Here is a 25,419-nt window from a genome sequence, read left to right as displayed (position 1 = left end):
GCGCTTCGACAAGCTCAGCGACCGAAGCTCAGTGACCGAAGCTTAATGGGCGGATCGAAACGCCGGATTTTGATGAATAAAAAAACGCCGACTTCTTGGGCCGGCGCATTCTAAAAAGTTTTCAGAAAATTATCGTTGACGTACGAACTTCGTCTTGAATTGTCGGTTGTTATCATCGATTACAATATGGTAAACACCTTCGGCATAACTGGCCGTTTTCAGCACTATGGCATTGGTGCCCTGAATCAAATTAAGTTCATGGTATTCTACCAACTTTCCTGCTACATCATATACCCTGAGCACTACAGATTTATTTGAGTTTGCATTGAACACAATCATACCATCATCCATAACCGGGTTCGGATACACCGTAACTGTTTCGTCACTTTCTTTATTGAACTCAACCGGAACAAGTGGTGAATACGTAAAGCTGCCATCGTAATCCGTTTGTTTCAGGCGGTAGTACGATAAACCTTCGTATGGTTGATAATCAATGCCATTATAGTACAGCGTATTATTGCTGTTTCCGGCTCCCGCCTGCTGCAATACAAATGAGAAGGTATTACCATCTTTGGTTTTTTCAACGGTAAAGTAATCGTTATTTGTTTCAGTAGCGGTTACCCAGAACAGGTCAACAACATCCACATTGGGCATAGCCGTAAATGAAATTAGCTGTATCGGTAGCGGAGCCATTGGGGGACACGGGTTATTAAATGCACCGGACGGTGAAACGGCACCCTGTCCGCCGGCAAACATGAGCGTTGCAACGAAAACTGGTGTTTGTCCGGCACAAGTTCCAAGTTTTTCAACCATAATATTGCCCCTGCCGCTTCCACCGGAATAGATGTAGGAAATAATATTATTGCTTGTGCAAGGCTTAAGAAGATCAGACATCCAAGACCCATTTCCGCCACCGCCGGAGTAGATGTATGAAGTTGCAGTATTCACAATACAGTTGACTGTCTGAAGCAATTCATACATTTTACTGCCACCGCCGCTGCCGCCATTATACATTGCATTTGCAATGCCATTACTACAAGCACCAAGCAATTGGTAGAAGGACGAGCCACCGGCGTTACCTCCAGCGTAAATGGAAGAAACCACCGTTTGTGCCAACGGACACGTTCCTAGCAGAATGCCCATAGTTTCACCGCCACCATTACCGCCTGAAAATATCTGAGTAAATACAAACGATGAACTGCAATTTCCTTGCTTTTCAACCATAAGCTGACCGCCTCCGTTTCCACCGGCATAAATAGAAGCAAGTTGCTGTGTACCACACTGACCAAGCTTCTCACCAATAGAAGAGCCATCTTCATTCCCACCGGCATATATGGAAGAAGTTACCGTTTGGGCAGCAGGGCAGGTTCCAAGTAATTCTTTCATCAGCGAACCACCACCATTACCGCCATTAAATATTGCGGTTGCAACGAATGGATTGTTACACGTTCCCTGTTTTTCAATCATAGCGCTGCCATCGGCATCACCACCGCTGTAAATAGCTGAAAGAACTGAAACTGCAGAACAATTTCCCTGTTTCTCAACCATCAACTCGCCACCACCGTTACCACCGTTATAGATTGCATTAGCTAACCCAGAACTACAAACACCTAAAACCTGATTAAATATTGAACCACCGGCATTACCACCGGCATAAATTGCAGATGTAAGTATTTGCGCGGCAGGACATGTACCGAGTAGTTCTTTCATAAGTTGTCCACCACCGTTACCGCCCGCAAATATTGGAGTGGAAACAAAGGGCGAAGGACAGCTTCCCTGTTTTTCTACCATTACGGAGCCGCCTGCGTTACCACCGAGATATGGTCCTGAAGAAAGCATTGCACCGCACTGGCTGAGACGTTCGGTTAGAGCGCTACCATCGGCATCGCCGCCCGAATAGATGTAGCTGACAACATTCTGCGCTGCGAGACATGTTGCTTGAAGTTCCTTCATGAGAGCCCCACCACCGTTGCCTCCGGCAAATATTGCAGTCAACACGAAATTAGAACCGCAGGTACCCAGCTTTTCAAAAGACTGAATAAGGCTAGAATTGCCACCATTGTAAATATTGGACGCTGTAAAATTCACACCGCAGTTACCTTGTTTCTCAACACTTAGATATCCTCCGCCATTGCCACCTGCATAAATTGCCGAAATCACTGATTGTGTCATACAATTACCCAGGCGTTCCGCCATTTGAATAATTGATGAATTGCCGCCGGCATAAATATAAGAAGTTACAGACACAGATGGTGCACAAGGTGATGGACTTATGAGATCATACGAAACTGCACCACCACCATTACCACCATAATATACAGCAACAGATGGCTGTTGTGATCCGCATAAATTCAGTTTTTCTTCCATATCGCCGCCACCGCCATTACCACCGGCATAGAAATTAGCCATCATGCTGTTCGAGCAGTTGCCTAACGCCTCTTTCATCTGCATCAGCGATGAATTTCCACCCGCATAGATATACGAAGTTGTTGATAGCACCGGAGCACAACCTACCGGATGCAGCTTATCGTATGTGTATCCGCCGCCGCCATTACCACCGTCATAAATATCAGATGCAACCAATGCGCCGCAGGTACCCAGCCAGTCAATAACGGCATGTCCGTCACCGTTTCCACCCGAGTAAATATAAGAGATGGCTGTTTGTGAAGACGGACAGTTCGCATTCGGACTTGCCGCTACGGCACTGCCACCGGCGTTACCACCTGAATAAATATAGGATGTAAGAGATGATGTAACACATGAACCAAGCAAATCAAACATGACATGACCATCGCCATTGCCACCGGCATAATAGCCCGGTCCCGAAATCTGAATACCACAGGCTCCAAGTTTCTCATTGTATACTGAGCCTCCTGCATTTCCTCCCGCATAAATGTTGGATGCCAATATATTCACAATACAGTTTCCAAATAGATCTATACTTGCATGACCATCGCCGTTACCACCCGCATAATAACCCGGACCGCTTGGTGTTGTAATGCAGGCACGAAGAGCTTCCGCAATCTGAACCAATGAGGAATTGCCGCCTGCATAGATTGCAGAAACTACCGATAGTGCGGGTGCACATGGTGTTGGGCTAATCATGTCATAAGTTATCGCGCCGCCACCATTTCCACCGAAATACACAGCAACAGAAGGAAGCTGATTACCGCAGGTTTTAAGCTTTTCTTCCATGTCACCACCACCGCTGTTGCCACCGGCATAATAACCGGGACCAAGACTGGAGGGACAACTACCCAATGCCTCAGCCATCTGAATATTAGAAGAATTTCCTCCCGTATAAATCAAGGAATTGGCAGAAACTACAGGTGCACAACCCACAGGATGCAGTTTATCATAAGCAAATTCGCCTCCACTGCTTCCTCCTGAATAAATATAAGAAGTAACAAGTGCACTGCAGGTTCCCAGCCAGTCTGCTATGGCATGACCATCGCCATTGCCACCCGCAAATATGTATGATACCGCAGTTTGTGATGAAGGACAGCTTGCATTCGGGCTTGCCGCAAAATTGCTGCCACCGGCATTACCACCATTATAAATATATGATATTGCATTTGTAGAAACGCAGTTACCCAGAAGTTCTTTCATAATACCACCACCGCTGTTGCCGCCGGCGTAATACCCGGGTCCTGAAATTTGAGAACCGCATGCACCGAGTTTTTCAGCAACATTAGTACCACCTGCATTACCTCCCGAGTAAATGGCCGATAACACTGACGTACTTGAACAAATACCATAAAAATTAATCACGGCGCTTCCACCGCTGATACCACCGGCATAATAACCGGGACCGGGTGAAGTGCTGAAACAGGCACGGAGTAACTCGGCAAATTGAACCAGAGATGAATTACCCCCGGAATAAACATTTGATTGTACTGAGATGGATGGTGCACACGGCGTTGGACTGATCATGTCGTACATCATACTTCCACCGCTGTTGCCGCCTTTGTATATAAAACTTGTCTGATATACCGGGGCTGCACAAGACCGCAATTTTTCGGCTAGATACCCACCACCGCCATTGCCGCCGGCATAATATCCCGGACCAAGACTCGTCGGGCAGGTTCCAAGACGTTCAGCCATCTGTAAATTTGACGAATTTCCACCGGAGTAAATCAGTGAATTCACAGATAGTACTGGAGCGCAACCCACCGGATGCAGCTTATCATAGCATATACTGCCACCGCTGTTACCACCGCTGTAAATGTAAGAAGTTACAAGCGCGCTGCAGGTTCCCAGCCAATCCAATACAGCATGACCGTCACCGTTTCCGCCGGTATAAATATAGGAGGTGGCTGTTTGTGACGAAGGACACGTTGCATTCGGGCTGGCTGCCATTGAGCTGCCACCGGCATTACCGCCATTATAAATATATGATAGTGCGTTTGTAGAAACGCAGCTACCTAAAAGCTCTTTCATGAATCCACCACCGCTGTTTCCGCCGGCATAATATCCCGGTCCGGCTATCTGAGCACCGCAGGCGCCCAATTTTTCAAACATAAAGGTTCCGGGGGCGCTGCCACCCGCGTAAATAAGGGAAGGTACTGAAACTGCCGGACAAGTCCCTAAAAAGTCGAGGGTATAACTTCCGCTTCCACTGCCACCCGCATAATATCCCGGACCGGAAATCTGATTGCCGCAATTGCCAAGTTTCTCAATGTTACTGCTTCCGCCGCCCGTATTGCCAGCATATATGTAAGATGTTACCGAAACGGCCAAAGGACAGGGTACCGGGCTTACCAAATCATAACAAACGCCACCGCCTCCATTACCACCTTTGTATGCCGCTCCCTGCTGGGAAAGAGTACCGCAAAGATTCAATTTCTCGGCAACACTGCTTCCACCACTATTACCGCCCGCATAATAACCGGGACCAACAGTTAACGGGCAAAGTCCTAAATATTCTGAAATCTGAAGCAAGGACGAATTGCCTCCTGAATAAATGTATGAAACTGATGACGGAGAAGGAGCACACCCGGCAGGATTCAGTTTGTCGTATGTATAACCACCACCACTGTTGCCTCCTGAATAAATATTTGAAGTAATTAAAGCGCCGCATGTTCCTAACCAATCAAGAACAGCATGACCATCACCGTTTCCACCAGAATAAATATATGATACAGCCGTTTGAGAAGATGGGCAGGTTGCATTCGGGCTTGCAGCAACAGAGCTACCACCTGCATTACCACCATTATAGATATATGAAATAACATTTTGGCTGCTGCATACACCTAACAGCTGAATAATAGCACCACCACCACCGTTGCCTCCGGCATAATAACCAGGACCGGAAATTTGCGAACCGCAGGCATTCAATTTCTCAAAAACGAAACTACCTGAAGCATTTCCTCCCGCATAAATATTTGAAGTGGCAAAAACAGTTCCGCAGACTCCGAGAAAATCAACCACAGCACTGCCGCCACCGTTGCCTCCATAATAAACGGCATTTGCAGAAAGCAATGAGCCGCAAACACCCAATATTTGTGCAAAGGTGCTGCCACCGCTGTTACCACCGTCATAAATATCCGAAAAAACAGAAACAGATGCTGCACAAGGCGTTGGACTAATTCTATCATAAGACGCGCTTCCACCGCCACTGCCTCCCAGATAAGCATAACTCTGCGTACTACCGTTACCGCACTGATTCAGTCGTTCATTAACAGCTCCGCCGCCACCATTTCCTCCGGCATAGTTCCCGGCACTGAAAGCTGAAGGGCAGGTACCCAAAACCTCAAAAACCTGCATTAATGAAGAGTTTCCGCCACTGTAGATATATGAAACTGCCGATAATACCGGGGCGCAACCAACGGGATGTAATTTATCAAAACAATATCCGCCACCGCCATTACCACCGTCATAAATATCAGATGCAACTAAGGCGCTGCATGTACCCAGCCAGTCAGTAACAGCATGTCCGTCACCGTTTCCACCCGAGTAAATATAAGAAAGGGCTGTTTGTGAAGAAGGACAGGTAGCATTCGGGCTCGAAGCAACGCTGCTTCCGCCGGCGTTACCGCCTGAATAAATATAAGAAAGTGTCCCCGAAGTAACACAGTTAGAGAGCAATTCTGTAAGTACATGGCCGTCGCCATTACCACCGGAATAGTATCCGGGTCCGGAAATCTGAGATCCGCAGGCATTCAGTTTTTCAGAAACAAAAGTTCCTGAACCATTGCCTCCTTTATATATGGCAGAAATAACACTATTTATTACACAATTGCCAAGATAATCAAGCATGGAACCACCGCCAGAATTTCCACCGTTATAAATATATGAAATGGCTGAAAGCGCCCCACAAACACTCTGATAGGTGACCTGCATCGCACCGCCACTATTACCGCCGGCATAAATTGCCGAGGTGAGTGTCTGTGCCGCCGGGCAGCTTCCCTGCTTTTCAAGCATCAGATAGCCACCCCCATTTCCACCGTTGTAAATCAGAGAGGCAACAGAATTTGTTGTGCAGTTACCCTGTTTTTCCACCATCAGACTACCACCGCCATTGCCACCATAATAGGCCATCGCCGAAGGAGACACGGAACCGCAATTACTAATCTTTTCACCATAATAATTTAAGGGACCGTTCCCACCATTAAACATGGTTGTTGCAACATATTGAGCTGCCGGACAGCTACCCTGTTTTTCAATCATTATATTTCCTCTGCCGTCGCCGCCATTGAAAATTGCAGTTACTACGAAGGGATTGCTGCACGTTCCCTGTTTTTCTAAACTGGCAGAACCGTCGGCATCACCCCCGTTAAACATGGTTGTAGCAACGAAATTAACCGAACAGTTCCCTTGCTTTTCGACCATTTTTGAACCTGAACCATTACCACCGGCATATATCGCACTTGATGGGACAACAGGACCGCATAGACGAAGCAATTCAGCTAGTACACCACCACCTGAATTTCCGCCTAAATAGATACCGGAAACAACCGTAACTGAAGACGGGCATGTACCCTGCTTTTCAAGGATTGCACCACCGCCCCCATTACCACCTGTATAAATAGCCGATGCTAAAACATTTGTGATACAAGTCCCCAATTTTTCAAACAGAGAGCCGCCACCGCCATTGCCGCCCGAATAAATCAGAGACAAAGAAATACTGCCGGTGCAATTCCGAATTGCCTCAGCAATACCGGAGCCGTCAGCATCGCCTCCTGCAAACATGTTTGTTGCAACAAATACTGCGGTCGGACAGGAACCCTGTTTTTCGAGCGACAGATAACCTCCGCCGTTGCCACCGTTAAACATTATTGTTGAAACGAAATTTGACGAGCAGTTGCCTTGCTTTTCAATATTGGCTGAGCCGTCGGCATCACCACCATTATAAATATTGGATGCCGTAAAATTAACCGAGCAGTTTCCCTGTTTCTCAAACAGCATGGAACCGGAACCGGAACCCCCGGCATAAATAAATGAAGTTGAAGTATAAGTGGCGCATGCCCGTAACAGCTCTGAGAAAATGCTTCCGCTACCGCTGCCACCTTTATATATATCTGAAGTCAGAACTGTAGGAGCACAGCTCTGAGCACTTTGTTTCAGGACAGAAAAATAACCTCCCCCATTACCGCCGCTGTAGATGTCGGAAGTAACCGGCACCGGAATACAGGACTGGCTGCTCTGGGCGAGATAGCTTGCCGTACCCTGACCATCACCACCACTGTACTGCGCTAAAAGCAGTAAGGGCGAGAACAGGCAAAGCACAACAAAAAGTAATCTCTTACTTAATATATATTGTATAAAAATTTTCAAATTGTATAATTTGTCATGTTATCCAAACCACACTACCTACATAAACCCGGCGACAATCCCGAACCTACTCGCTAAAATCAATATAATCAAAATCCGGGCAGGCACCCGTGTCAGCAAATTGCTGACACGGGACAAGCCGGAAAAACAATAAAATTCTAGTAATTCACGGTGCGAACACCACGTCCACCAGCATTAGCATTTGATCCTTGATCGCAGTACCTGTAAGATATCTGCAGATATTGCCAGCTACCTGAAGCAAGATCCCATGCTCCGCCACGATAGCAGTTCGGAGCAACTGACCATGATGTGGGAGGTGTTGTGTTTACATCACCGTCGCCAATATCCGTTACTCTGTTAAGCCAAGTACTAACCTGACTATTACCATAGTTAGGATTGTTACCATATGACCACACAAAATCGGCAACATTACCTGACATATCAGCTACACCGTAGTAAGATGAACCTGTATTTGAACGGGTAGGTGCAGGTGAGCTTGAACCCGGCATATAGGTTTGTCCAACCCTAAGCGGACCGCCTGTATTGTTAGCCCAAACTGATGAACCACTACCACTGTTAGGAGCAGGTGTCATGATTTCGTTAACACGACCGCCGGTACCCGGAGAAATACCGGTACTTGCATTACGATAAAGACCATTCGAGCCATCCTGACCCCAAACAGCTTCGTATGTCTGATAAGCAACATTCGCAATAGGACCACGGCATGTTTTTTCGTATTCCATTTCGCTCATCGGCCTGAGGCAAGCCCAGTCAAGATAATTACGCAGGAAAACCTGATTGCTATAATACAAATAGTTGCATGCAGTATTGGCGCCATCATCAACTTCACCATAAGTGCCATTGTTATTCATATCGCAGCCGAAAGTAACAGGCATATTTGCCGCAAAAGTTGTGGGGCAGGCGATTTCCTGACGTTGTACGGCAGTATAAGGTGAACTAACACTTGTAGTATACATTGCCCATTTGTAGGTGCTTGATAAGGTTGTTGCAGTAATAACATTGAAACCTGTAGATCCACCAAGGCCAGTACCAATATAAGTATTGTTGATTTGGTTCTGACGGTCGAGTGAATTCAGGAAGTCGCAATATTGCTGTTGTGAAATTTCATATTTCATGCACCAAAAGGCACCATAACCTTTAGGACAGGTTGTTGGCATCGTGGCAGTACCTGAAGTATAGGAATATGTCCATAATCCACCGGTTGTGTTCAGGGGAATTGTAACGTTTTCGCCGGTTACAATATAAGGAACGAGGCCGGTTGAGTTGTTACAGAAGTTGTATGAAGTAGCACTGTTAACAGTAGGATTTCCGCAACCAAGACGGAAATTCATGCCACCCGTACCTGAGCCGATAGGATATTCACCGGGGATGTAAACCATTTCAATAGCGTTCACGCGGATGTCCCAGTTACCACCAACGGTTCCCTGAGCAACCTGATCCCAATGAAGTTTAAGACCGGTAAGTGTGTAAGTTCCGGTACCGTCGGTAGGTCTGTAAAGATAGATACCAACAGCGCGTCTTTTCAAAGGAGAGCCAACATAGCTGAAACCCATTTGTTTTCCTGAACCGTTGGTATAATGATTTGCAACAACGGAGTCAAGTTGTACATGGTTGTAAGCTGAAGGATACGATGATGTACGGTCGCAAGCATCGCGGTATTTGATAAATACCCAAACACCGTCGTAGTTCACAGTGGAGTTCACGGTACCCGTATTTCTCCAGCTGTTGTCCCATGAGATGTCGAATTTGATTGTGTCGCTCACCAATGTAACATTAGAAATGCTGACATTGTTGGCGCTCAGTTTACCCACGAACAACAGGCAAACTGCCATTACGAAAAACATTTTCGTAAAAAGGTTCATACTTCTTTTCATAAAATTGCAGATTTGGTTAATAATTAATTGATTTGGGTTATATTTATTGTTTAATAAAAAATGAACCGCCTGAAAAAACAATCACTATAATAACGTCAATCGATGAGTAAGGAGAGTATGATACCGTTTGTATCGTTTCTAAAATTCTATTTTCGCACTAAAAAAAATAAATAACTATTTATGTTTTTAACAATCGCATGTTAATAAGACTGCAAATATAAATCATGTTTTGGATTAAAAAAACATTAAATCACTTTTTCCGTATGCGTTTATTTACCTGCTTTGTCATTTTTTTTAATAACATTGTAGAAAGAAAACAGCAAGTCGTATAATATCGAATTTTGCTATATAAATTTGTTTTTAAGTGCATTATGCATATTTTGTGCTATTAATAAATTCTATATTTTATTATATGAGAATTATTTTATGTGATTTATTGAAATGATTGTCTGTTTATTACAAATAATTAACTATTATCATACGTAAAATTGCCTTATACACCAAGCCTGTAAGATTTGGGTAAAAATTAGTTTAAAAAAGGTGTTGATTCATATCATAATATTGGCCTGAATCGGTAATTTAGAATCAAACACCTTCACAATGCCAGTAAAATAAGGCCTTACAGATATTGTTGAATCATTATTTTCTTTTCTATTCCGTTATAAAATAAACTTCAAATCATTCATACAGATTTACTCGGGAGCGGCCATAAATAATGTCAGCTTATTGAGTACTCACCAAATAAATCAGTGGCTTCAGAAACAACAACAACCCTCCTTTAATAGTATTTTAATATCTTTGTTGCTCAACTTTGAGTAGTAAAAACTTCAATCCCGGTTATGCCACCAAAAAATAAATCAAAAAAAAGAAATCATCCTGAAATACCTCAGCAGCCAGAACGAAAGACATGGCCAATGTTAGCGTTAGGTGCACTGTTGCTGATAACAATTGTTATCTACTGGAGCTCGCTGAAAAATGGTTTGACAACCATGGATGACTCCGATTATATAATAAATAATCCCGCCATAAAAAATCTGTCATGGAGCAGCATTGGGAATATATTTTCTTCATTTTATATGGCAAATTATCACCCGCTGGTTACGCTGGTTTGGGCTATTATATATAAGTATTCAGCCGCAACACCACAGTCGTACCACCTTGTCAGCCTGTTGTTCCATTTAGTGAATATCTACCTCGTATATCGTTTTGTACGGCTGCTGTCAAACAGTGAATACAAATCACTGGCCGTTGCGCTGCTTTTTGCCATTCACCCGCTCAATGTAGAATCTGTTGCCTGGGCCTCAGAGCTGAAAAACTTAATGTTTGCCTGTTTTGCCCTGCTCTCACTTATTTATTACACGAAATACTCAAACAAACCGGAGAATGTCCGCCCGCTGGTAATTGCCGGAGTATTCTTTCTGTTGTCATTACTTTCAAAATCAGCCGCCGTAGTGCTTCCTCTTGCCTGGTTCTCAGTTGATATATACACGGGACGAAAAACATCTACCAAATATTTTATTGAAAAGCTTCCGTTCTTATTGATTTCAGTGCTCTTTGGCATTCTTGCAATCCTATCTCAACAGGTTGTGATACACAGTTCCTTTACACCTGAATTTGCATGGTTTAACAGGGTTTTCTTTGCCTTCTACAGTATAGGGTATTATATAGCAGCACTTTTTGCGCCGGTTCATTTATCTGCCATACACTTTTATCCTGAGCAGGGCGCAACCCTCCCTATTATTTATTATATCGCAGTTCCCTTGGTATTAGCAATGTTCGTTGGCTTATGGTTTTTAAAAAAATACAGAAAGCTACTTCTTTTTGGCCTGATGTTTTATATCGTAAATCTTTTGATGGTGCTGCAATTGGTACCCTTTGGACAGGCTGTAGTTGCTGAACGGTATGCTTATCTTCCTATGATTGGACTATTGTATATTCTTATAACTGTTGCAGGTGATGCCATACAGAGATTCGAAAGCCAAAGAAAAAACGCAGCTATATTATCAGTTGCCTGTTTATTTTTCGTGTCAGGTTTTTTTATCTATCTGACAACGGCCAGAGTGTATGTTTGGAAGAATAGCCAGACGCTGTTTAATGATTTTGCGGCAAAATATCCAGATCGTGCATTTAGCCATTTTGCTGTTGCCAATGCACTGGGGAGTTCCGGGGACTTCAGGGGTGCCATGGATGAATACAAAAAAGCAGAACAAATTAAACCAGGAATAGATATTTACAATAACCGCGGGTCGCTGAAACTGTCAGTGCATGATTTTCCCGGCGCTATTATAGATTATTCAAAAGCGATTGAAATTGATTCAACACAGCCAACCATTTACTTTAACCGCGGCATGAGCCGGCTTTCATTAAATGATTTTCAGGGCGCAGCAGCGGATTTTAAAAAAGCAATGGATTTAAAAGCGCGATTCATTGACGCAATTACTACTGCAGCCTATTGTTATTTCAGGATGGAAAAGCTCACAGACGCCGTGGCACTTTATTCTCTGGCATATTACTATGAACCGAAGAGCACCATTATTCCATTTAATATTGCAACCATCTATCAAAAGCTGGGCGACAGAACTTCGGCATGTGAATTCTATCATACAGCTGCGGAAAGAGGATATATGGCTTCTATTGATTCGGTGAGCAGTTATTGTTCTAAATAGAACGTAAAAAAAAGGCAGAACATCATGTCCTGCCTCAACTTCACATAAAATATTTTTACTGCCGGGTTAACTCAACCTGATAATGTTTGTTTTCATACTCGGTTTCAATCCATGTTTCGTTGTTGGTCAGTTTCAATATCGTCCAGGTTGAAACGGCAAGTGCTTTAAAAGGGCCATAACCGGGATATTCATCCGTTTCCTTAATATCATACAGAGAAAGCGTTTTCTTGCTGTCAATCAGTTTGAATGAACCACTAAGTAAACCGAGGGTATGCGCCACATCGAATTTGCCTGTTGACGGCTCAAAGTTGACCCGTGTACTGCAAATAGAATCGGCCCAAAGCTGATTCTCCGTTGAACCATCAATATAAAATTTATTGAGAATGAAGTTTCCGGTGATACGATTTTCGGCTGAACGGATTGATATCAGAGGTCCATCAGCATATTTCTTGCACGATGTAAACACAAGACCGATGCAGAACAACGCAAGTATTCCTAAACCCGAAAGGACAATTTTTCTCATGAGCCAATTATTAATTTATTAGCAGAAAATAATACGTATAAGTTGCCAAAAATAGCAGTTTTTTTGCAAATATATGACAAAAGGGGTGATTTTGTTCCTCCAATAATAAAAAAACAGGAATTGGAGACCGGACAGGGACCCCAATAATTGGGTAATTTTTATATTTTTGTAACAGATATGCAAATAGCTTCCTAACGATGAGCGACGACAAATTCCCGAAGTATTCAAACATACGGATCGATTATAAAATTTGGATGTCGTCGTGCGACGGTCTTGAAATTATGGATGATGCCAAATGGAACCTGCTGATAGCAATTCAGGAATACGGTTCATTGATGGCCGCTGCTAACAAATGTGAGATTAGTTATCGTAAAGCATGGGGTGATCTCAAGAAAGCCGAAGCATTTCTCGGATTCCAGATTATTGAAAAACACCGGGGCGGGAAAGATGGCGGTACAACAGCACTCACTCCCGACGGAGAATTGCTGATACTTTCATACAAACAGTTCCGCAAAGATTTTCAGGAATCGGTACACCAGTGCATCATACATTTTAAAAAATCGCTTAAAACAAATTCTCCCACTCGATGAAAATCCGCACCTTCATTGGCATTGACGATACCGACAATCTTGAAAGCAGGGGAACCGGATTCCGCGCACGCCAATTGGGTGAAACAATTGAGGCCGCGGGACTGGGAACATTGATTTGTGTTACCCGGCATCAACTGCTTGTTAACCCTGCAATTCCCTATACTTCACACAACAGCAGTGCCAGTTTGCTTATTGAAACTGCAGCGCCTGCCGATGAACTTATTGAACACTGCCGCAATTTTCTGTTACGCGAAAGCGCCGATGGCTCTGATGCAGGTTTATGCATTGCTTCCGAAAGCAGTATCAGCGAAAAAATTATTGAATGGGGTCAGCGTGCAAAAAAGGAAGTCCTTTTTAGCAAAGATGCCCACACTATTGCTCATGATGCAGGCATTTTTCTTGAAGGACTTACAGGGGAGAAAATAGGTGTAATAGGCTCGCTTGCCGCAATAGGATTGCGCAAATGGGGTAACGACGGGCGTGTGCTCTGGCTCAGAAATCTCAGAGAACTGCGGGGAATAATTCCTGCAAAAGACCTGATAACACAACTTGGTCTGGACGCTCTTACCGATAAAAACGGTGTTGAACTACCCCCTGATGCTACGATTGACACAGGCCAGTGGATGCGGCCTGTGATGGTTCACAATAAGATTACTATTTTTGCAGAAAGGAAAACGGATTATGGAACAAATGAATGGCAGATTGCTTCCAAGGACTTTATCAAAGGTATCAGCGAATAGCACACTGACAGTAATTGCAGAGGCCTTGCTTCTGATGCTTTTTGGCGCACTGGCGGCCGTAATACACGCACGCTTCCGCGTTCCGCTCAGATTGCCGGGACATCACGGCATAGAATTCATGACCATTTTTATGTTTTGCAGGCAGGCATCACGCTTCAATATGGCGACGAGCCTGTCATCACTCGGTGCCGGAATGATTCTGATGATTCCCGTGCTTGGTTTCAAAGACCCTTTTATGGCCTTTGTATTCTTTGTCCCCGGCGTTCTTCTTGATCTTTTATTCATGGCATTTAGAAGAATTAACTCCAATATTTTAATCTCAGGGCTTATTGCAGGAATCAGCTACGCATCCATTCCGCTGTGCCGGGAAGTCATAAGCCTTGTGCTGGGAATTCCATACGGTTCGCTGCTGAGCGGGATTATATATCCTACCGCCACACATTTTATTTTCGGATTTATTGGCGGAAGTCTGGGTGCCGGTGTATATAAACTTGCTTCTCAGAAAAAGAAAACAAATTAGGTTGTAAATAGTAACATCAGGTGTACAAATCCATTCACACCGTTATGTAATATTATTCATAACGATTTATTATGAAAAGAGCGACAATACTTCTTCCGGTAACTATATTACTCCTTTTTATTGCCGGCTGTAAAAAAGAAAATACACCCGGTGCAGGTCCTTCCTTCAACTTGAAAAAAGGGATGGGCTATGTGTCGGGCGATACGCTGCTGGCGCCCGGCGCTCAGTTCAAATTTGGAATTTCCGTGAACGGCGGAGATGAAAATGTGACGAATATTATTCTTAAAATAAACTCAGGCACAGAACAGGTGTATTCCGACACGGGAATCAACAATAAAAATTTCTATTTTGAAAAGCTCATAACCAAAAGTGCCGCCGCGAAAGACATCTGGACTATTATAGTCCGCGACAAAGCCGGGTTAAGTTCCACACTCAGTTTTACTGTTTCAAAAGACCCATTTGCTGTTTTTGGGCAGGTAAAAACTTTTCAGAATATAACGTTAGGCGCACAGAATAACAGTACAACCGGGAGCTTCTTTAACCCGGGAAACGGAAATATTTACCTGCTACCCCAGGCTTTTCTTGTTCAGGATTCCATTGACATGCTTTATTTCTATGACCCTGCCGGCGACGGGAATACTATAGCATCGCCCAATGCCAACATTGACAGTTCAAATGCCTTTGGAGGAATCTACGGATTATTTCATTGGGGTGTTAAACACGAAACTCGATATTACAAAACAAGTCTTGCCGCCACCGATTTTAATACTATTGTCAATGACAGTTTGCTGCTGGCGTCCTATAACGAACTGCTTGGCAAGCGCAAAGCAAAGAATCTGGTGCCGGGTGATATTTATTCGTTCAAAACAGCGGACAGTAAGTATGGATTATTCATGGTGAATGTGGTTAACGGGACGGATGCAGGGACTATTGATGTCGATATTAAATTTCAAGATTAAGTATGAACAAGAGTCAGTATATAAAACTGTTTACCGTAGTTACTTGGATTATCATGTTTATGTTAATTACCAATATTACTTATGCTCAATTATCGGGACGCATTACTGATTATTCCACCGGAAAAAAACTTGCCGGAGCCAACATCATTATCCGCGAACTGAACACAGGCCAGGTTTCGGATTCATCAGGGAGTTTTTCATTTCACAACATAGTGCCGGGAAAATACCATATAACGATGTCGTTTGTTGGCTATCTAACGTATACTCGCAGTATCCGGATTGAAGCAAATAAGCCGAGAACTCTAAGCATTGCGCTGCTGCCTGCTGTTTCAGAAATATCAACCGTAGTTGTGACTGCAACACGAAGTGAACGCGATGAAAACGATATTCCGTCGCGCGTGGATGTGATAACTAAGGGCCAAATTGAACGCTCAGCAGGTATTACTGCTGATGAAATACTTGCATCAATACCGGGAGTATACTCAAGCCGCGATTACGGTCTCGCCAATAAATCGGGCAATGTGAGTATGCGCGGACTCAATAGAAATGTTCAGACACTTATTCTTGTTGATGGTGTGCCATACACACTTATTGACGGCGGCGCTTCCGGATGGAACCGCATCAATCCTGAAACTATTGAGCGCATTGAAATATTGAAAGGACCCGATTCGTATATGTATGGCAGCAATGCCATGGGAGGCGTTATCAACATCATCACCAAAAGACCGGTAAAACCAATTTCCGGCATGGCACGGGCATTTTACGGAAGCTGGAACACCATCGGCGGTTTTGCCTCGTTGCAGGGAAAAACGGGTAAAAAAATACGTGGTTTTTACTGGTCGGCCGATGGCTTCTACCGAAAATCAGACGGCTATTTAATGAAACCTGATTCAACGGAAATGTGGTATGATATAAAAGCAAAATTTAACGAATACAATGCAGGGATAATCGCCGGATACCGGATAAATTCAACTTCTTACATTGAGGCAGGATACACGTATGCTTATGACTGGCGCAGTACGGGCATCCGGTATTATGAGCCTGACGGTTCATTTACTAATTATTATGACCACGTTGCACGGATTAAATATCACGGAAATATTAAGAAAATTTCACTTGACGCTAATGCTTTCTATAAAAAAGAAGAATCGTACAAACAAAGTGAAGGAGTAAAAAAGAAAACAGGTGCCTATACGTTTTCAAATACCGAATCGCCCTCAGAAGATTACGGATTGTGGACGGCTGCAGGGATTCCAGTTTTCAAAAACAATCTGCTAACAGTAGGTATTGATGTTAAACGGGGTTCGGTTAAAAGCAGCGATATTTACCGAACTTCAACGGATACGGTCAGCTATTCGGGGAAGTTAGATTATGCCGCATTTTTAATGCAGGACGAGGGTTGGCTGTTTAACAATAAATTGAAATTTTTGGCAGGACTTCGTTATGATTATGTAAGATTTTATGCAGGTGATTTTTTAATTAAAGCGCCCTCACTTACTACCGTTTTTCTTGCTCCTTTTGCCAAGCAATATTCCGAAAAAGAATGGACGGCTGTTAGTCCAAAACTTTCCGTTAAATACATTCTGAATAAATCAGATAACGTATATCTATCGTACAGCAAGGGTTTCAGACCTGCAACACTCAGCGACCTTTGTAAAACGGGCGATGTGGAAAAGGGATTTAAAATTGCCAACACCGGTCTCATACCCGAAAAAATAAACAGTATTGAGCTTGGTGGAAATTTTATATTGCTCAAAAATCTTTCGCTGCAACCCACCCTATATTATTCGGTTGGTAAAGATTTTCAATATTTTGTAGCAACAGGAGATTCCATGGCAACCACAGGAGAAACCGAAAAACCTGTGATTATGCGGAGGAATATCAACACGGCAGTGATTAGCGGAGCAGAGCTCGCACTGCGATATATTTTCATTAAAAACATTGAATTATATCTGGCATATACATGGAACTCAGCCAAAATAAAAGATTTTACAACAGACAGTATTTCACCGTCGGATTTGAGCGGTAAGATACTCGTTGAATCACCCGAACATATTATTTTTTCAGGAATCTACTGGAGTAATCGCTATATAAGCGTTTCCGTAAATTATAAATACCGTAGTAAGGTGTGGATTGATGACGAAAATACACTTTCAATGACACCCCGTTCGCAGTTTGATGCAAAGATTACAGGAAGGTTCAGCCGCCATCTCACAGCATCAGTAACAACTCAGAATGTACTGAATAAAATCTTCACCGACAGCAAAGGATTACCGGGTCCCGGCCGAATTATTACAACAGATATTACATTCAATTTTTAATAAATAATTTGTAATTATAAACGAAAACCGTAATTAAAATGAGAAGACTCTTTACATTGCTATTTATTTTGGTGGCATCAATAAATTTTTCGTTTGCACAAGATACTCTTGTAGCATGGACGTTCAGTGCAGGGAATGAAACTGATTCTGTTGCCACTTTCGCAAAGCCAATGAATGCCGCAAGTGTATTGCGCAGTAACGGAACCTCTGCTATCAACTGGACCACCAATGGCGTAACAGGCAAATGTGCACAAGCCACAGACTGGAATAACGGTGCCAATGCCAAATACTGGGAAATAAATTTCAAGAGCATCGGTTTTATGAACCTCACACTTTCGTCGGCCCAGAGATCAGGAGGCGCAAACCCCGGTCCGCGCGATTTCAAAGTTCAGTATAAGATAACTTCCGGCGGCATCTGGACAGATGTATCAGGTCTTGACATTAATACCGGCTCAGGAACCTGGACTCCGGGAACAGTAACAGATTTTAGTCTTCCGGCAGCATTGAATAATCTTACTGATATGATTTATCTGAGATGGATAATGACAACAGATTCAGCAACGGACGGTAATCTCGTGCTGGCTACCGGTATCTCAAAAATAGATGACATCTTCATCAAAGCAGTACCCGACCTTTCAGCAATAAATCAGAATGTATCCGCAGAAAATCTACTTGTATATCCAAATCCCGCAACTGAGACCGTTAACATAAATAGTGTAAATCCGGTTTCAGAAATCAGGCTGTTTGATATGCACGGAATGCTCGTGTACAGCTCATTTAATGAGTTCACCAATGCCACCATCTCACTTGAAGGAAGAAGTAGCGGATTGTATTTTTTACAATTTCGAGTACGTGGAATTGACGGGGTGATTACGAAAAAACTTATTGTTGAATAATACGTGACAGCTGCGAGAGTCGGAAATAATATTGATATAGCGTCCTCATCATTGTTATTTTTCATAACTTGCTTTAAAATAAAAAAGCTTACAGCTATGAATTTCCGTTGCTCACGCCTCTTTACTGCAGTCATGATGTCTGCGGCACTTGTAATGTTGACTATTTTAAATGGTCATGCGCAACGATTATTTGATAATAACCCTAAAGTTTCTGATGACAAGCACTGGGACAACAGTTTTGGCGCGGCGAACAGTCCAAATGGTCCGGTGTATGCCATTTTTGTAAAAGACAGCAGTATCTATATCGGCGGCAGCTTTACGATGGCCGGAAGTATAAATGCTAACAGCATTGCTCGCTGGGACGGCCATCAGTGGTATGCTCTGGGCGAAGGCGTTGGCGGAGGCAGCGGTCCTTTAGCACCGACAGTATATGCTATAACCGTTGATAACAATAATCATGTTTTTGCCGGAGGTAATTTCATCTCAGCCGGAAGTATGCTTGCCTCCAATATTGCCATGTGGGATGGCAGCAGCTGGACCTCACTCGATTCAGGAATGAATGCTGAAGTAAAAGCACTGGCTGTTGGAAGCGCGGGAGAAATATACGCCGGAGGTCTGTTTACAGCGTCGGGAACCATGCCGTTAATGCATATTGCCCAATGGAACGGCACAGACTGGACAGATGTTGGCGGTGGCATCAGCGGAAGTACAGTAAATAGTATTGCTATAAAAGGGACAACAGTCGCTGCTGCGGGAAATTTTGATTACGCAGGTGCAACAACCGCGCAAAACATTGCACTTTGGGATGGCTCAGTATGGTCAGCGGCAGGAAGCGGAACTGACTCAACAATCAATTCAATTACGTTTAAAGGAAATGATCTTTACTCCGGCGGATATTTTCTGCACTCGGGCGGTGTTGCCACTAACTATTTTTCTAAATATTTAACGGGAACCTGGTCCGCAATAGGCGCAGGACTGGACTATCCGCCTGCATGTATCGGCTATAACCAAACCGATGTTTTCGCTCTTTCGTCCATTACCGGTGCAGGTGCTTATAATATCACAAAATACGATTGTTGCTGGGATCCTTTGGGCAGTGGTTTGGATACCGTAGCTTACGCATTGTGCGTTAATGGAAATGATGTGTGGGCCGGTGGACCATTTGTACAAGCAGGAGGCAAGCCAAGTATTCATTTCGCACACTGGAATGTAACCAAAGATTTTAGTGCCGGCATCCAGGAACATGCGTCGGCTAAAAGAGAAATTTACTTATTCCCAAATCCTGCAAAAGAAACACTCAATATTAATGCCGGCAACCTGCAACAAGGTCGCTACCGCTTAGAAATTTTCAGTTCAATAGGTTGTATTGTTCACACAGCGGAAGTGGAAAAACGTTCAGCATTTTTCACATTCGAAGTTGATGTTCGCGGATTGCAATCGGGAGTCTATACCATCAGATTAAGTTCTGAACAATATACCGCAATCAACAGGTTCATTGTTGAATAAGGATAGCTCATCAACTATTTGTATTTTTGCAGTCCAATTACTATCGTAATGATTTCTCTGAAGGATGCTCTTGACAGAGTTTTAGCAAATGTGCCTGTTACAGGAACAGAATCAATAAGGCTTGAAAACTGCGCCGGTCGGGTGCTTGCTGCAAATGTTGTTTCAGACGTTGATATGCCGCCTTTCAATAAATCGGCTGTTGACGGTTTTGCCTGCCTTAAATCGGATATCGGTAAAGAACTACAGGTAATAGAAACTGTTCCTGCCGGAAAGATTCCCGAAAACAAGGTAAGCCCGGGCATTTGTATAAAAATAATGACCGGCGCGATGGTCCCCGAAGGCGCTGATTTTGTTGCCATGGTAGAAAACAGCCAACCTTTGAATAACGGGACTATCAGACTAGACGCGGCTCCGGGAGGAATCAATATTTGCTTTACTGCCGAAGATGTTAAAAATGGAGATATCGTTCTTGAAAAAGGTATTACAGTTATGCCACAGCACATTGCCGTAATGGCTGCCGTTGGCTGCACTGAACCGGTTGTTTATAAAAAACCACACATCACGGTGCTTTCTACGGGTGATGAACTTGTGGAGCCCGATTGCAAGCCGGGTCTTTCACAAATACGGAACAGCAATGCATCACAGCTTATGGCACAGGTTGTGCAAGCCGGTGCAGAAGCCGTTTACGGAGGAATTGTGAGTGACGACGCTGAAGTTACGTTTCAGAAAATATCATCAGCCGTAAATGAATTCGATATTGTAATTCTTACCGGTGGTGTTTCAATGGGCGATTATGATTTTGTACCCGATGTAATGAAACGCGCCGGCATTGAAATAATTTTTCACAGCATCGCTATACAACCTGGGAAACCGACACTTTTCGGGAGAAAAGGGAATAAACTCGTTTTTGGGTTACCCGGCAATCCGGTATCGTCATACATTGCATTTGAGCTGATTGTGCGTCCAGCGATATGCCGCATGATTGGGAAAGAATACATTCCGGTGCAATTCAACGCGCCACTGTCAGCCGACTTCATGAGGCGTAATACAAGCCGGGAAGCCATTGTACCGGTGAAGTTTATTGAAGATGGATCTGTTGAACCTGTAAGCATGCACGGTTCTGCGCATATACATGCACTGACGTATGCAAACGGTCTCATGATAGTTCCTGCAGGCACAGCGCTTATATCAAAAGGAGAAATGGTTCATGTTAGATCATTATAACAGAAGTATTAATTATTTGCGCATTTCGGTAACCGACCGCTGTAACCTGCGCTGCACCTACTGCATGCCCGAAGAGGGCGTACGGCAGCTCAGTCATTCAGAAATATTGTCATTCGAAGAAATTGAAGACGTTGTTAAAACAGCCGTTGCATGCGGAATAGATAAAGTCCGTTTAACAGGTGGTGAACCTCTCGTTCGCAAAGGTATAGTCAATCTGGTTGAACATATTGCAGCCATTCCGGGAATTAAGGACCTTGCTCTCACTACAAATGGCACATTGCTCGAGCAGTTTGCCGAACAGCTTGCCAAAGCCGGTTTGAAGAGAATTAATATAAGCCTGGATACCGTTGACCCTGATAAATTCAGCGTGATTACGCGGGGCGGAGATATAACCCATGTGATACGCGGCATTGCAGCCGCCCGTAAAGCAGGATTAACTCCCATCAAAATAAACTGCGTTATTGACAGCACATCCGAAGAACCCGATGCGCTTGGTGTGCGCACTTTTTGTGAAAACATGGGATTAGAGGTTCGTTTTATACACAGAATGAGCCTGCACAAAGGAACCTTCAGCGTGGTACAGGGTGGAAGTGGCGGTGATTGCGTCAACTGCAACAGGCTGCGTCTCACAGCTAACGGCAAGATAAAACCCTGTCTGTTCAACGACCTTGAATTTGATGTAAGAATACTGGGTGCTGCAGAGGCCATAAGACAGGCAATTCAACATAAGCCCGAATGCGGTACCATCAATAATAATGGTGCATTTTATAATATTGGCGGATAATTTTTTACCAAATAAAAATTGTGATGGCAGAAAAAAAATTCTCACATACCGATAACAAAGGCAAAGCAAATATGGTGGATGTCGGCGATAAACCTCCGCAAAAAAGAATTGCCACAGCCAGCGGTTTTATTATGCTTGCATCAGATACCGTAAAGCTTATCCGCGATAATGAAATAAAAAAAGGAGATGTACTTACCGTGGCAGAAATTGCCGGAATACAGGCTGCAAAGCAAACGTCGTCGCTCATTCCACTCTGTCATAATCTGTTGCTTACGAAAGTTGAAGTAAGCTGCCAACTTGAAAAATCAGGAGTAAGAGCGGAAAGCAGCGTACAATGCATTGGACAGACCGGTGTTGAAATGGAGGCACTCACAGCGGTATCTGTGGCGCTTCTCACCATCTATGATATGTGTAAAGCCGTGGATAAAAAAATGGTACTATCAGAAATTACGCTGAAAAGTAAAACAAAAACAGCTATCAGATAATTGCAATGAAAATCATAAAAAAAATATTGTTCTGGCTATTGGTACTGATTGTATTGATAAACCTTACAATTGTTTTAAGCGGTAATTCATACGTATACAAAACGCTCTATTATCAGTACGCAGACATTGACGATTATACTATTTTCGAAAACCGGACTGTCGCGGCCGGCACCTATATTCCTATTCCGGAAGCATCGTCGTATAACAAGACCAGCCCTTCACAAGAATTGAAAAATTATCTTCTTGAGACACAAACAACGGCCTTTCTTGTATTAAAAAATGATTCCGTTTACTACGAAGAATATTGGGATGGATACGATAAAGATGCTGTTTCAAATTCATTTTCTGTGTCTAAAAGCATTGTCAGTATTCTAATCGGAATAGCCATTGATGAGGGCAATATAAAAAGTGTTGACCAAAAAGTTTCAGATTTTATTCCTGAATACACAAATGGTCTGAATGCTCAATTAACCATCAGGCATTTGCTTACCATGAGCGCTGGATTTGACTGGGATGAAAGTTATAACAGCCTGTTTTCACCGACAACAAAGGCTTACTATGGAAGTGACCTGAAAAAAATAATGTTTGATTTGAAAGTTATTGAAACACCCGGAATTAATTTTCATTATCAAAGCTGCAATCAACTGGTTCTTGCATATATTATAGAAAAAACCTGCGGTAAAACCTTGAGTGAATATGCATCTGAAAAATTATGGAAACCGCTGGGTGCACGGCATGAGGCATTATGGAGTCTTGATCATAAAAATGGGTTTGAAAAAGCCTATTGCTGCTTCAATTCCAACGCCCGCGATTTTTCCCGCATTGGAACGCTCATTCTGCATAACGGAATGTTCAATGGTAAAAGAATCGTGTCCGAAGAATATCTGAAACAATCGAAAACACCGTCTAACCTGATTGATGAAGATGGAGAACATGCGCATTATTATGGTTATTCCTGGTGGCTCACGCATATCGGTTCGCAAGATGTAATTTATGCTCAGGGGATAAGTGGACAATTTATTATTGTAATACCAGAAAGTAATACGGTTATTGTTCGACTCGGAAAAATGAATATGCCAAAAGATGGGATTTCAGCAGCGGAGTATCTGGCGCAAGCAACAACAGAAGAATTCTAAAACTCATTCAATGATAATTAAAATCGAATCAGTAAATATTTCAGAACAAAAAGGCACCGTTAAAAAGCCTGTAGATAAAATCACCATTAATGCAATGGGTGTGGCTCATGACGCTCATGCGGGCGATTGGCACAGACAAGTAAGCATGCTTGCCTGCGAAAGTGTTGAAAAATTCAGCAAACAGGCCGGGCGCGAAATTGGCTTTGGCGAGTTTGCCGAAAACTTAACCGTTCGCGGTATGAACCTTGTAGAAACCGCGCCATTAGACATTTTTAAGTTTAATGAAGTAGTACTCGAAGTTACTCAAATCGGTAAAAAATGCCATGGAGATAATTGCGCCATTTTTAGAGAAGTGGGTAATTGCGTAATGCCAAAAGAAGGAATATTTTGCCGTGTTATAAATGGTGGCGAACTGAAAGCGGGCGATACCGGGCAGTACGAACCAAAAGTATTTAAGATACATGTTATCACTTTGAGTGACCGCGCTTACAAGGGTGTTTATGAAGACCGCAGCGGGCCTGCAATAGAAACAAAAGCAGGACAATATTTTGTTGATAGAAAAAGAAATGCAGAAGTAAAACGCACGGTGATACCAGACAATGCTGAAACCCTTCGCAATCTTTTGCATGAGCTAATCCCTGTTACAGATTTTATTTTCACAACCGGAGGCACCGGAATTGCAGAACGCGACATTACTCCGGAAACAGTAAAACCCTTCCTCACAAAAGAAATTCCGGGCATTATGGAAATGATCCGTGTAAAATACGGCAGCCTTAAATCAAATGCATTGCTGAGCCGTGGTGTGGCAGGACTTGCTGGCGATACATTTATCTTTACCCTCCCCGGAAGCCTAAAAGCTGTTGATGAATACCTTGGTGAGATACTACCTATGCTTGAACATATGGTTTACATGAAAGCCGGACTGGACACGCACTAAGAATAGTCCAAAGCACTGCTATTGCGCAAGGTCATGAAATCTTACAATAGAGTTTCACGACCGGCATCTTTGCTTTTCCCCGTGATAAAAATCAGGTGTGAACGATTTTACTTGACACAGGTCTCCCGTTGTGCTACCTTTGTGTATAATTATTCTTAATAACATTTTTTAAGCAATGATTTTCAGTAACTTAAATATAACACACACGAGATTGTATCTGAAGATTAAAAACAAAATCTCAGGCAAAAAAGAAACAAAAATATGTGCCGAATTAAAGATATCGGCGGGAAATGCAGCCAACCCTGATTTTCGTAAATCTCCCAATCTTTATCCCAATCCATTTACTGGCTATATCGACCAATTGCTGCATCTTCCCGCCGGTTTTCATGTTTCGCCGCTTGTAGTATTGAATAATAAATCTTGTTTTATCTGCTAAATATCCCTCTTTTTTTGGTTTGGTTTGA

The 25,419-nt window shown here is 43.2% G+C and carries 17 protein-coding genes; 14 read left to right on the top strand and 3 right to left on the bottom strand.

Features of this window, described 5'->3' with window-relative positions; genetic code table 11:
• Positions 1 to 129: 129 nt before the first annotated feature.
• Both WCM76_01885 and WCM76_01880 read right to left on the bottom strand, forming a co-directional pair.
• A complete protein-coding gene (locus WCM76_01885; GenBank protein MEI6764359.1) occupies positions 130 to 7,776 on the bottom strand; it encodes a T9SS type A sorting domain-containing protein in 7,647 nt (2,548 codons plus the stop codon).
• Positions 7,777 to 7,931: 155 nt separating this feature from the next.
• Entirely contained in the window at positions 7,932 to 9,668 is a 1,737-nt protein-coding gene (locus WCM76_01880; GenBank protein ID MEI6764358.1) for a hypothetical protein, read from the bottom strand.
• Between the two features lie 914 nt (positions 9,669 to 10,582).
• On the opposite strand from WCM76_01880, the gene WCM76_01875 reads away from it, so the two are divergent.
• Complete coding sequence (locus WCM76_01875; GenBank protein ID MEI6764357.1) at positions 10,583 to 12,334, top strand: glycosyltransferase family 39 protein; 1,752 nt, start codon at positions 10,583 to 10,585, stop codon at positions 12,332 to 12,334.
• Between the two features lie 55 nt (positions 12,335 to 12,389).
• Here the strand turns inward: WCM76_01875 and WCM76_01870 are convergent, their stop codons facing one another.
• Complete coding sequence (locus WCM76_01870; protein MEI6764356.1) at positions 12,390 to 12,857, bottom strand: hypothetical protein; 468 nt, start codon at positions 12,855 to 12,857, stop codon at positions 12,390 to 12,392.
• A 197-nt stretch (positions 12,858 to 13,054) separates the two neighbouring features.
• On the opposite strand from WCM76_01870, the gene WCM76_01865 reads away from it, so the two are divergent.
• The 13 genes from WCM76_01865 to WCM76_01805 all read left to right on the top strand — a co-directional run bounded on the left by WCM76_01865 (position 13,055) and on the right by WCM76_01805 (position 25,391).
• Complete coding sequence (locus tag WCM76_01865; protein MEI6764355.1) at positions 13,055 to 13,447, top strand: LysR family transcriptional regulator; 393 nt, start codon at positions 13,055 to 13,057, stop codon at positions 13,445 to 13,447.
• Positions 13,444 to 14,187 (top strand): ABC transporter substrate-binding protein, encoded by a 744-nt coding sequence (locus WCM76_01860; GenBank protein ID MEI6764354.1) that lies wholly within the window; start codon positions 13,444 to 13,446, stop codon positions 14,185 to 14,187. Before WCM76_01865 ends, WCM76_01860 begins: the two co-directional genes overlap by 4 nt.
• On the top strand, positions 14,129 to 14,707 hold the full coding sequence (locus tag WCM76_01855; GenBank protein ID MEI6764353.1) for a hypothetical protein: 579 nt from the start codon (positions 14,129 to 14,131) through the stop codon (positions 14,705 to 14,707). Before WCM76_01860 ends, WCM76_01855 begins: the two co-directional genes overlap by 59 nt.
• Positions 14,708 to 14,778: 71 nt before the next feature.
• Positions 14,779 to 15,666, top strand: a complete 888-nt coding sequence (locus WCM76_01850) for a hypothetical protein (GenBank protein MEI6764352.1) — start codon at positions 14,779 to 14,781, stop codon at positions 15,664 to 15,666.
• Positions 15,667 to 15,668: 2 nt separating this feature from the next.
• The gene (locus tag WCM76_01845; protein MEI6764351.1) at positions 15,669 to 17,987 is read left to right on the top strand and encodes a TonB-dependent receptor; all 2,319 of its coding nucleotides are present in this window, start codon (positions 15,669 to 15,671) and stop codon (positions 17,985 to 17,987) included.
• Between the two features lie 38 nt (positions 17,988 to 18,025).
• Positions 18,026 to 18,883 (top strand): T9SS type A sorting domain-containing protein, encoded by an 858-nt coding sequence (locus tag WCM76_01840; GenBank protein ID MEI6764350.1) that lies wholly within the window; start codon positions 18,026 to 18,028, stop codon positions 18,881 to 18,883.
• Between the two features lie 96 nt (positions 18,884 to 18,979).
• Positions 18,980 to 20,389, top strand: coding sequence for a T9SS type A sorting domain-containing protein (locus WCM76_01835; protein ID MEI6764349.1), 1,410 nt, complete (start codon positions 18,980 to 18,982; stop codon positions 20,387 to 20,389).
• Between the two features lie 48 nt (positions 20,390 to 20,437).
• Positions 20,438 to 21,613: a gephyrin-like molybdotransferase Glp gene (glp, locus tag WCM76_01830; GenBank protein MEI6764348.1), complete on the top strand. Its 1,176-nt coding sequence runs from the start codon at positions 20,438 to 20,440 to the stop codon at positions 21,611 to 21,613.
• Entirely contained in the window at positions 21,597 to 22,397 is an 801-nt protein-coding gene (locus tag WCM76_01825) for a radical SAM protein (GenBank protein MEI6764347.1), read from the top strand. Before glp ends, WCM76_01825 begins: the two co-directional genes overlap by 17 nt.
• Before the next feature lie 23 nt (positions 22,398 to 22,420).
• Positions 22,421 to 22,882, top strand: coding sequence for a cyclic pyranopterin monophosphate synthase MoaC (gene moaC / locus WCM76_01820; protein MEI6764346.1), 462 nt, complete (start codon positions 22,421 to 22,423; stop codon positions 22,880 to 22,882).
• A 5-nt stretch (positions 22,883 to 22,887) separates the two neighbouring features.
• Positions 22,888 to 24,018: a serine hydrolase gene (locus tag WCM76_01815; GenBank protein MEI6764345.1), complete on the top strand. Its 1,131-nt coding sequence runs from the start codon at positions 22,888 to 22,890 to the stop codon at positions 24,016 to 24,018.
• Between the two features lie 10 nt (positions 24,019 to 24,028).
• Positions 24,029 to 24,955, top strand: coding sequence for a molybdenum cofactor synthesis domain-containing protein (locus WCM76_01810; protein MEI6764344.1), 927 nt, complete (start codon positions 24,029 to 24,031; stop codon positions 24,953 to 24,955).
• Positions 24,956 to 25,166: 211 nt separating this feature from the next.
• On the top strand, positions 25,167 to 25,391 hold the full coding sequence (locus WCM76_01805; GenBank protein MEI6764343.1) for a hypothetical protein: 225 nt from the start codon (positions 25,167 to 25,169) through the stop codon (positions 25,389 to 25,391).
• Positions 25,392 to 25,419: the final 28 nt, after the last annotated feature.

It is taken from the genome of Bacteroidota bacterium, from assembly GCA_037133915.1.
In the GTDB taxonomy this organism is placed as follows: domain Bacteria; phylum Bacteroidota; class Bacteroidia; order Bacteroidales; family CAIWKO01; genus JBAXND01.
This window is presented reverse-complemented; position numbering and strand designations above follow the sequence as displayed.

Bases quoted from the DNA above. Each gene is read 5' to 3' on its own strand.
- WCM76_01880 (MEI6764358.1), bottom strand. From the start codon at position 9,668: ATGAAAAGAAGTATGAACCTTTTTACGAAAATGTTTTTCGTAATGGCA.
- WCM76_01875 (MEI6764357.1), top strand. From the start codon at position 10,583: ATGTTAGCGTTAGGTGCACTGTTGCTGATAACAATTGTTATCTACTGG.
- WCM76_01870 (MEI6764356.1), bottom strand. From the start codon at position 12,857: ATGAGAAAAATTGTCCTTTCGGGTTTAGGAATACTTGCGTTGTTCTGC.
- WCM76_01865 (MEI6764355.1), top strand. From the start codon at position 13,055: ATGAGCGACGACAAATTCCCGAAGTATTCAAACATACGGATCGATTAT.
- WCM76_01860 (MEI6764354.1), top strand. From the start codon at position 13,444: ATGAAAATCCGCACCTTCATTGGCATTGACGATACCGACAATCTTGAA.
- WCM76_01855 (MEI6764353.1), top strand. From the start codon at position 14,129: ATGGAACAAATGAATGGCAGATTGCTTCCAAGGACTTTATCAAAGGTA.
- WCM76_01850 (MEI6764352.1), top strand. From the start codon at position 14,779: ATGAAAAGAGCGACAATACTTCTTCCGGTAACTATATTACTCCTTTTT.
- WCM76_01845 (MEI6764351.1), top strand. From the start codon at position 15,669: ATGAACAAGAGTCAGTATATAAAACTGTTTACCGTAGTTACTTGGATT.
- WCM76_01840 (MEI6764350.1), top strand. From the start codon at position 18,026: ATGAGAAGACTCTTTACATTGCTATTTATTTTGGTGGCATCAATAAAT.
- WCM76_01835 (MEI6764349.1), top strand. From the start codon at position 18,980: ATGAATTTCCGTTGCTCACGCCTCTTTACTGCAGTCATGATGTCTGCG.
- glp (MEI6764348.1), top strand. From the start codon at position 20,438: ATGATTTCTCTGAAGGATGCTCTTGACAGAGTTTTAGCAAATGTGCCT.
- WCM76_01825 (MEI6764347.1), top strand. From the start codon at position 21,597: ATGTTAGATCATTATAACAGAAGTATTAATTATTTGCGCATTTCGGTA.
- moaC (MEI6764346.1), top strand. From the start codon at position 22,421: ATGGCAGAAAAAAAATTCTCACATACCGATAACAAAGGCAAAGCAAAT.
- WCM76_01815 (MEI6764345.1), top strand. From the start codon at position 22,888: ATGAAAATCATAAAAAAAATATTGTTCTGGCTATTGGTACTGATTGTA.
- WCM76_01810 (MEI6764344.1), top strand. From the start codon at position 24,029: ATGATAATTAAAATCGAATCAGTAAATATTTCAGAACAAAAAGGCACC.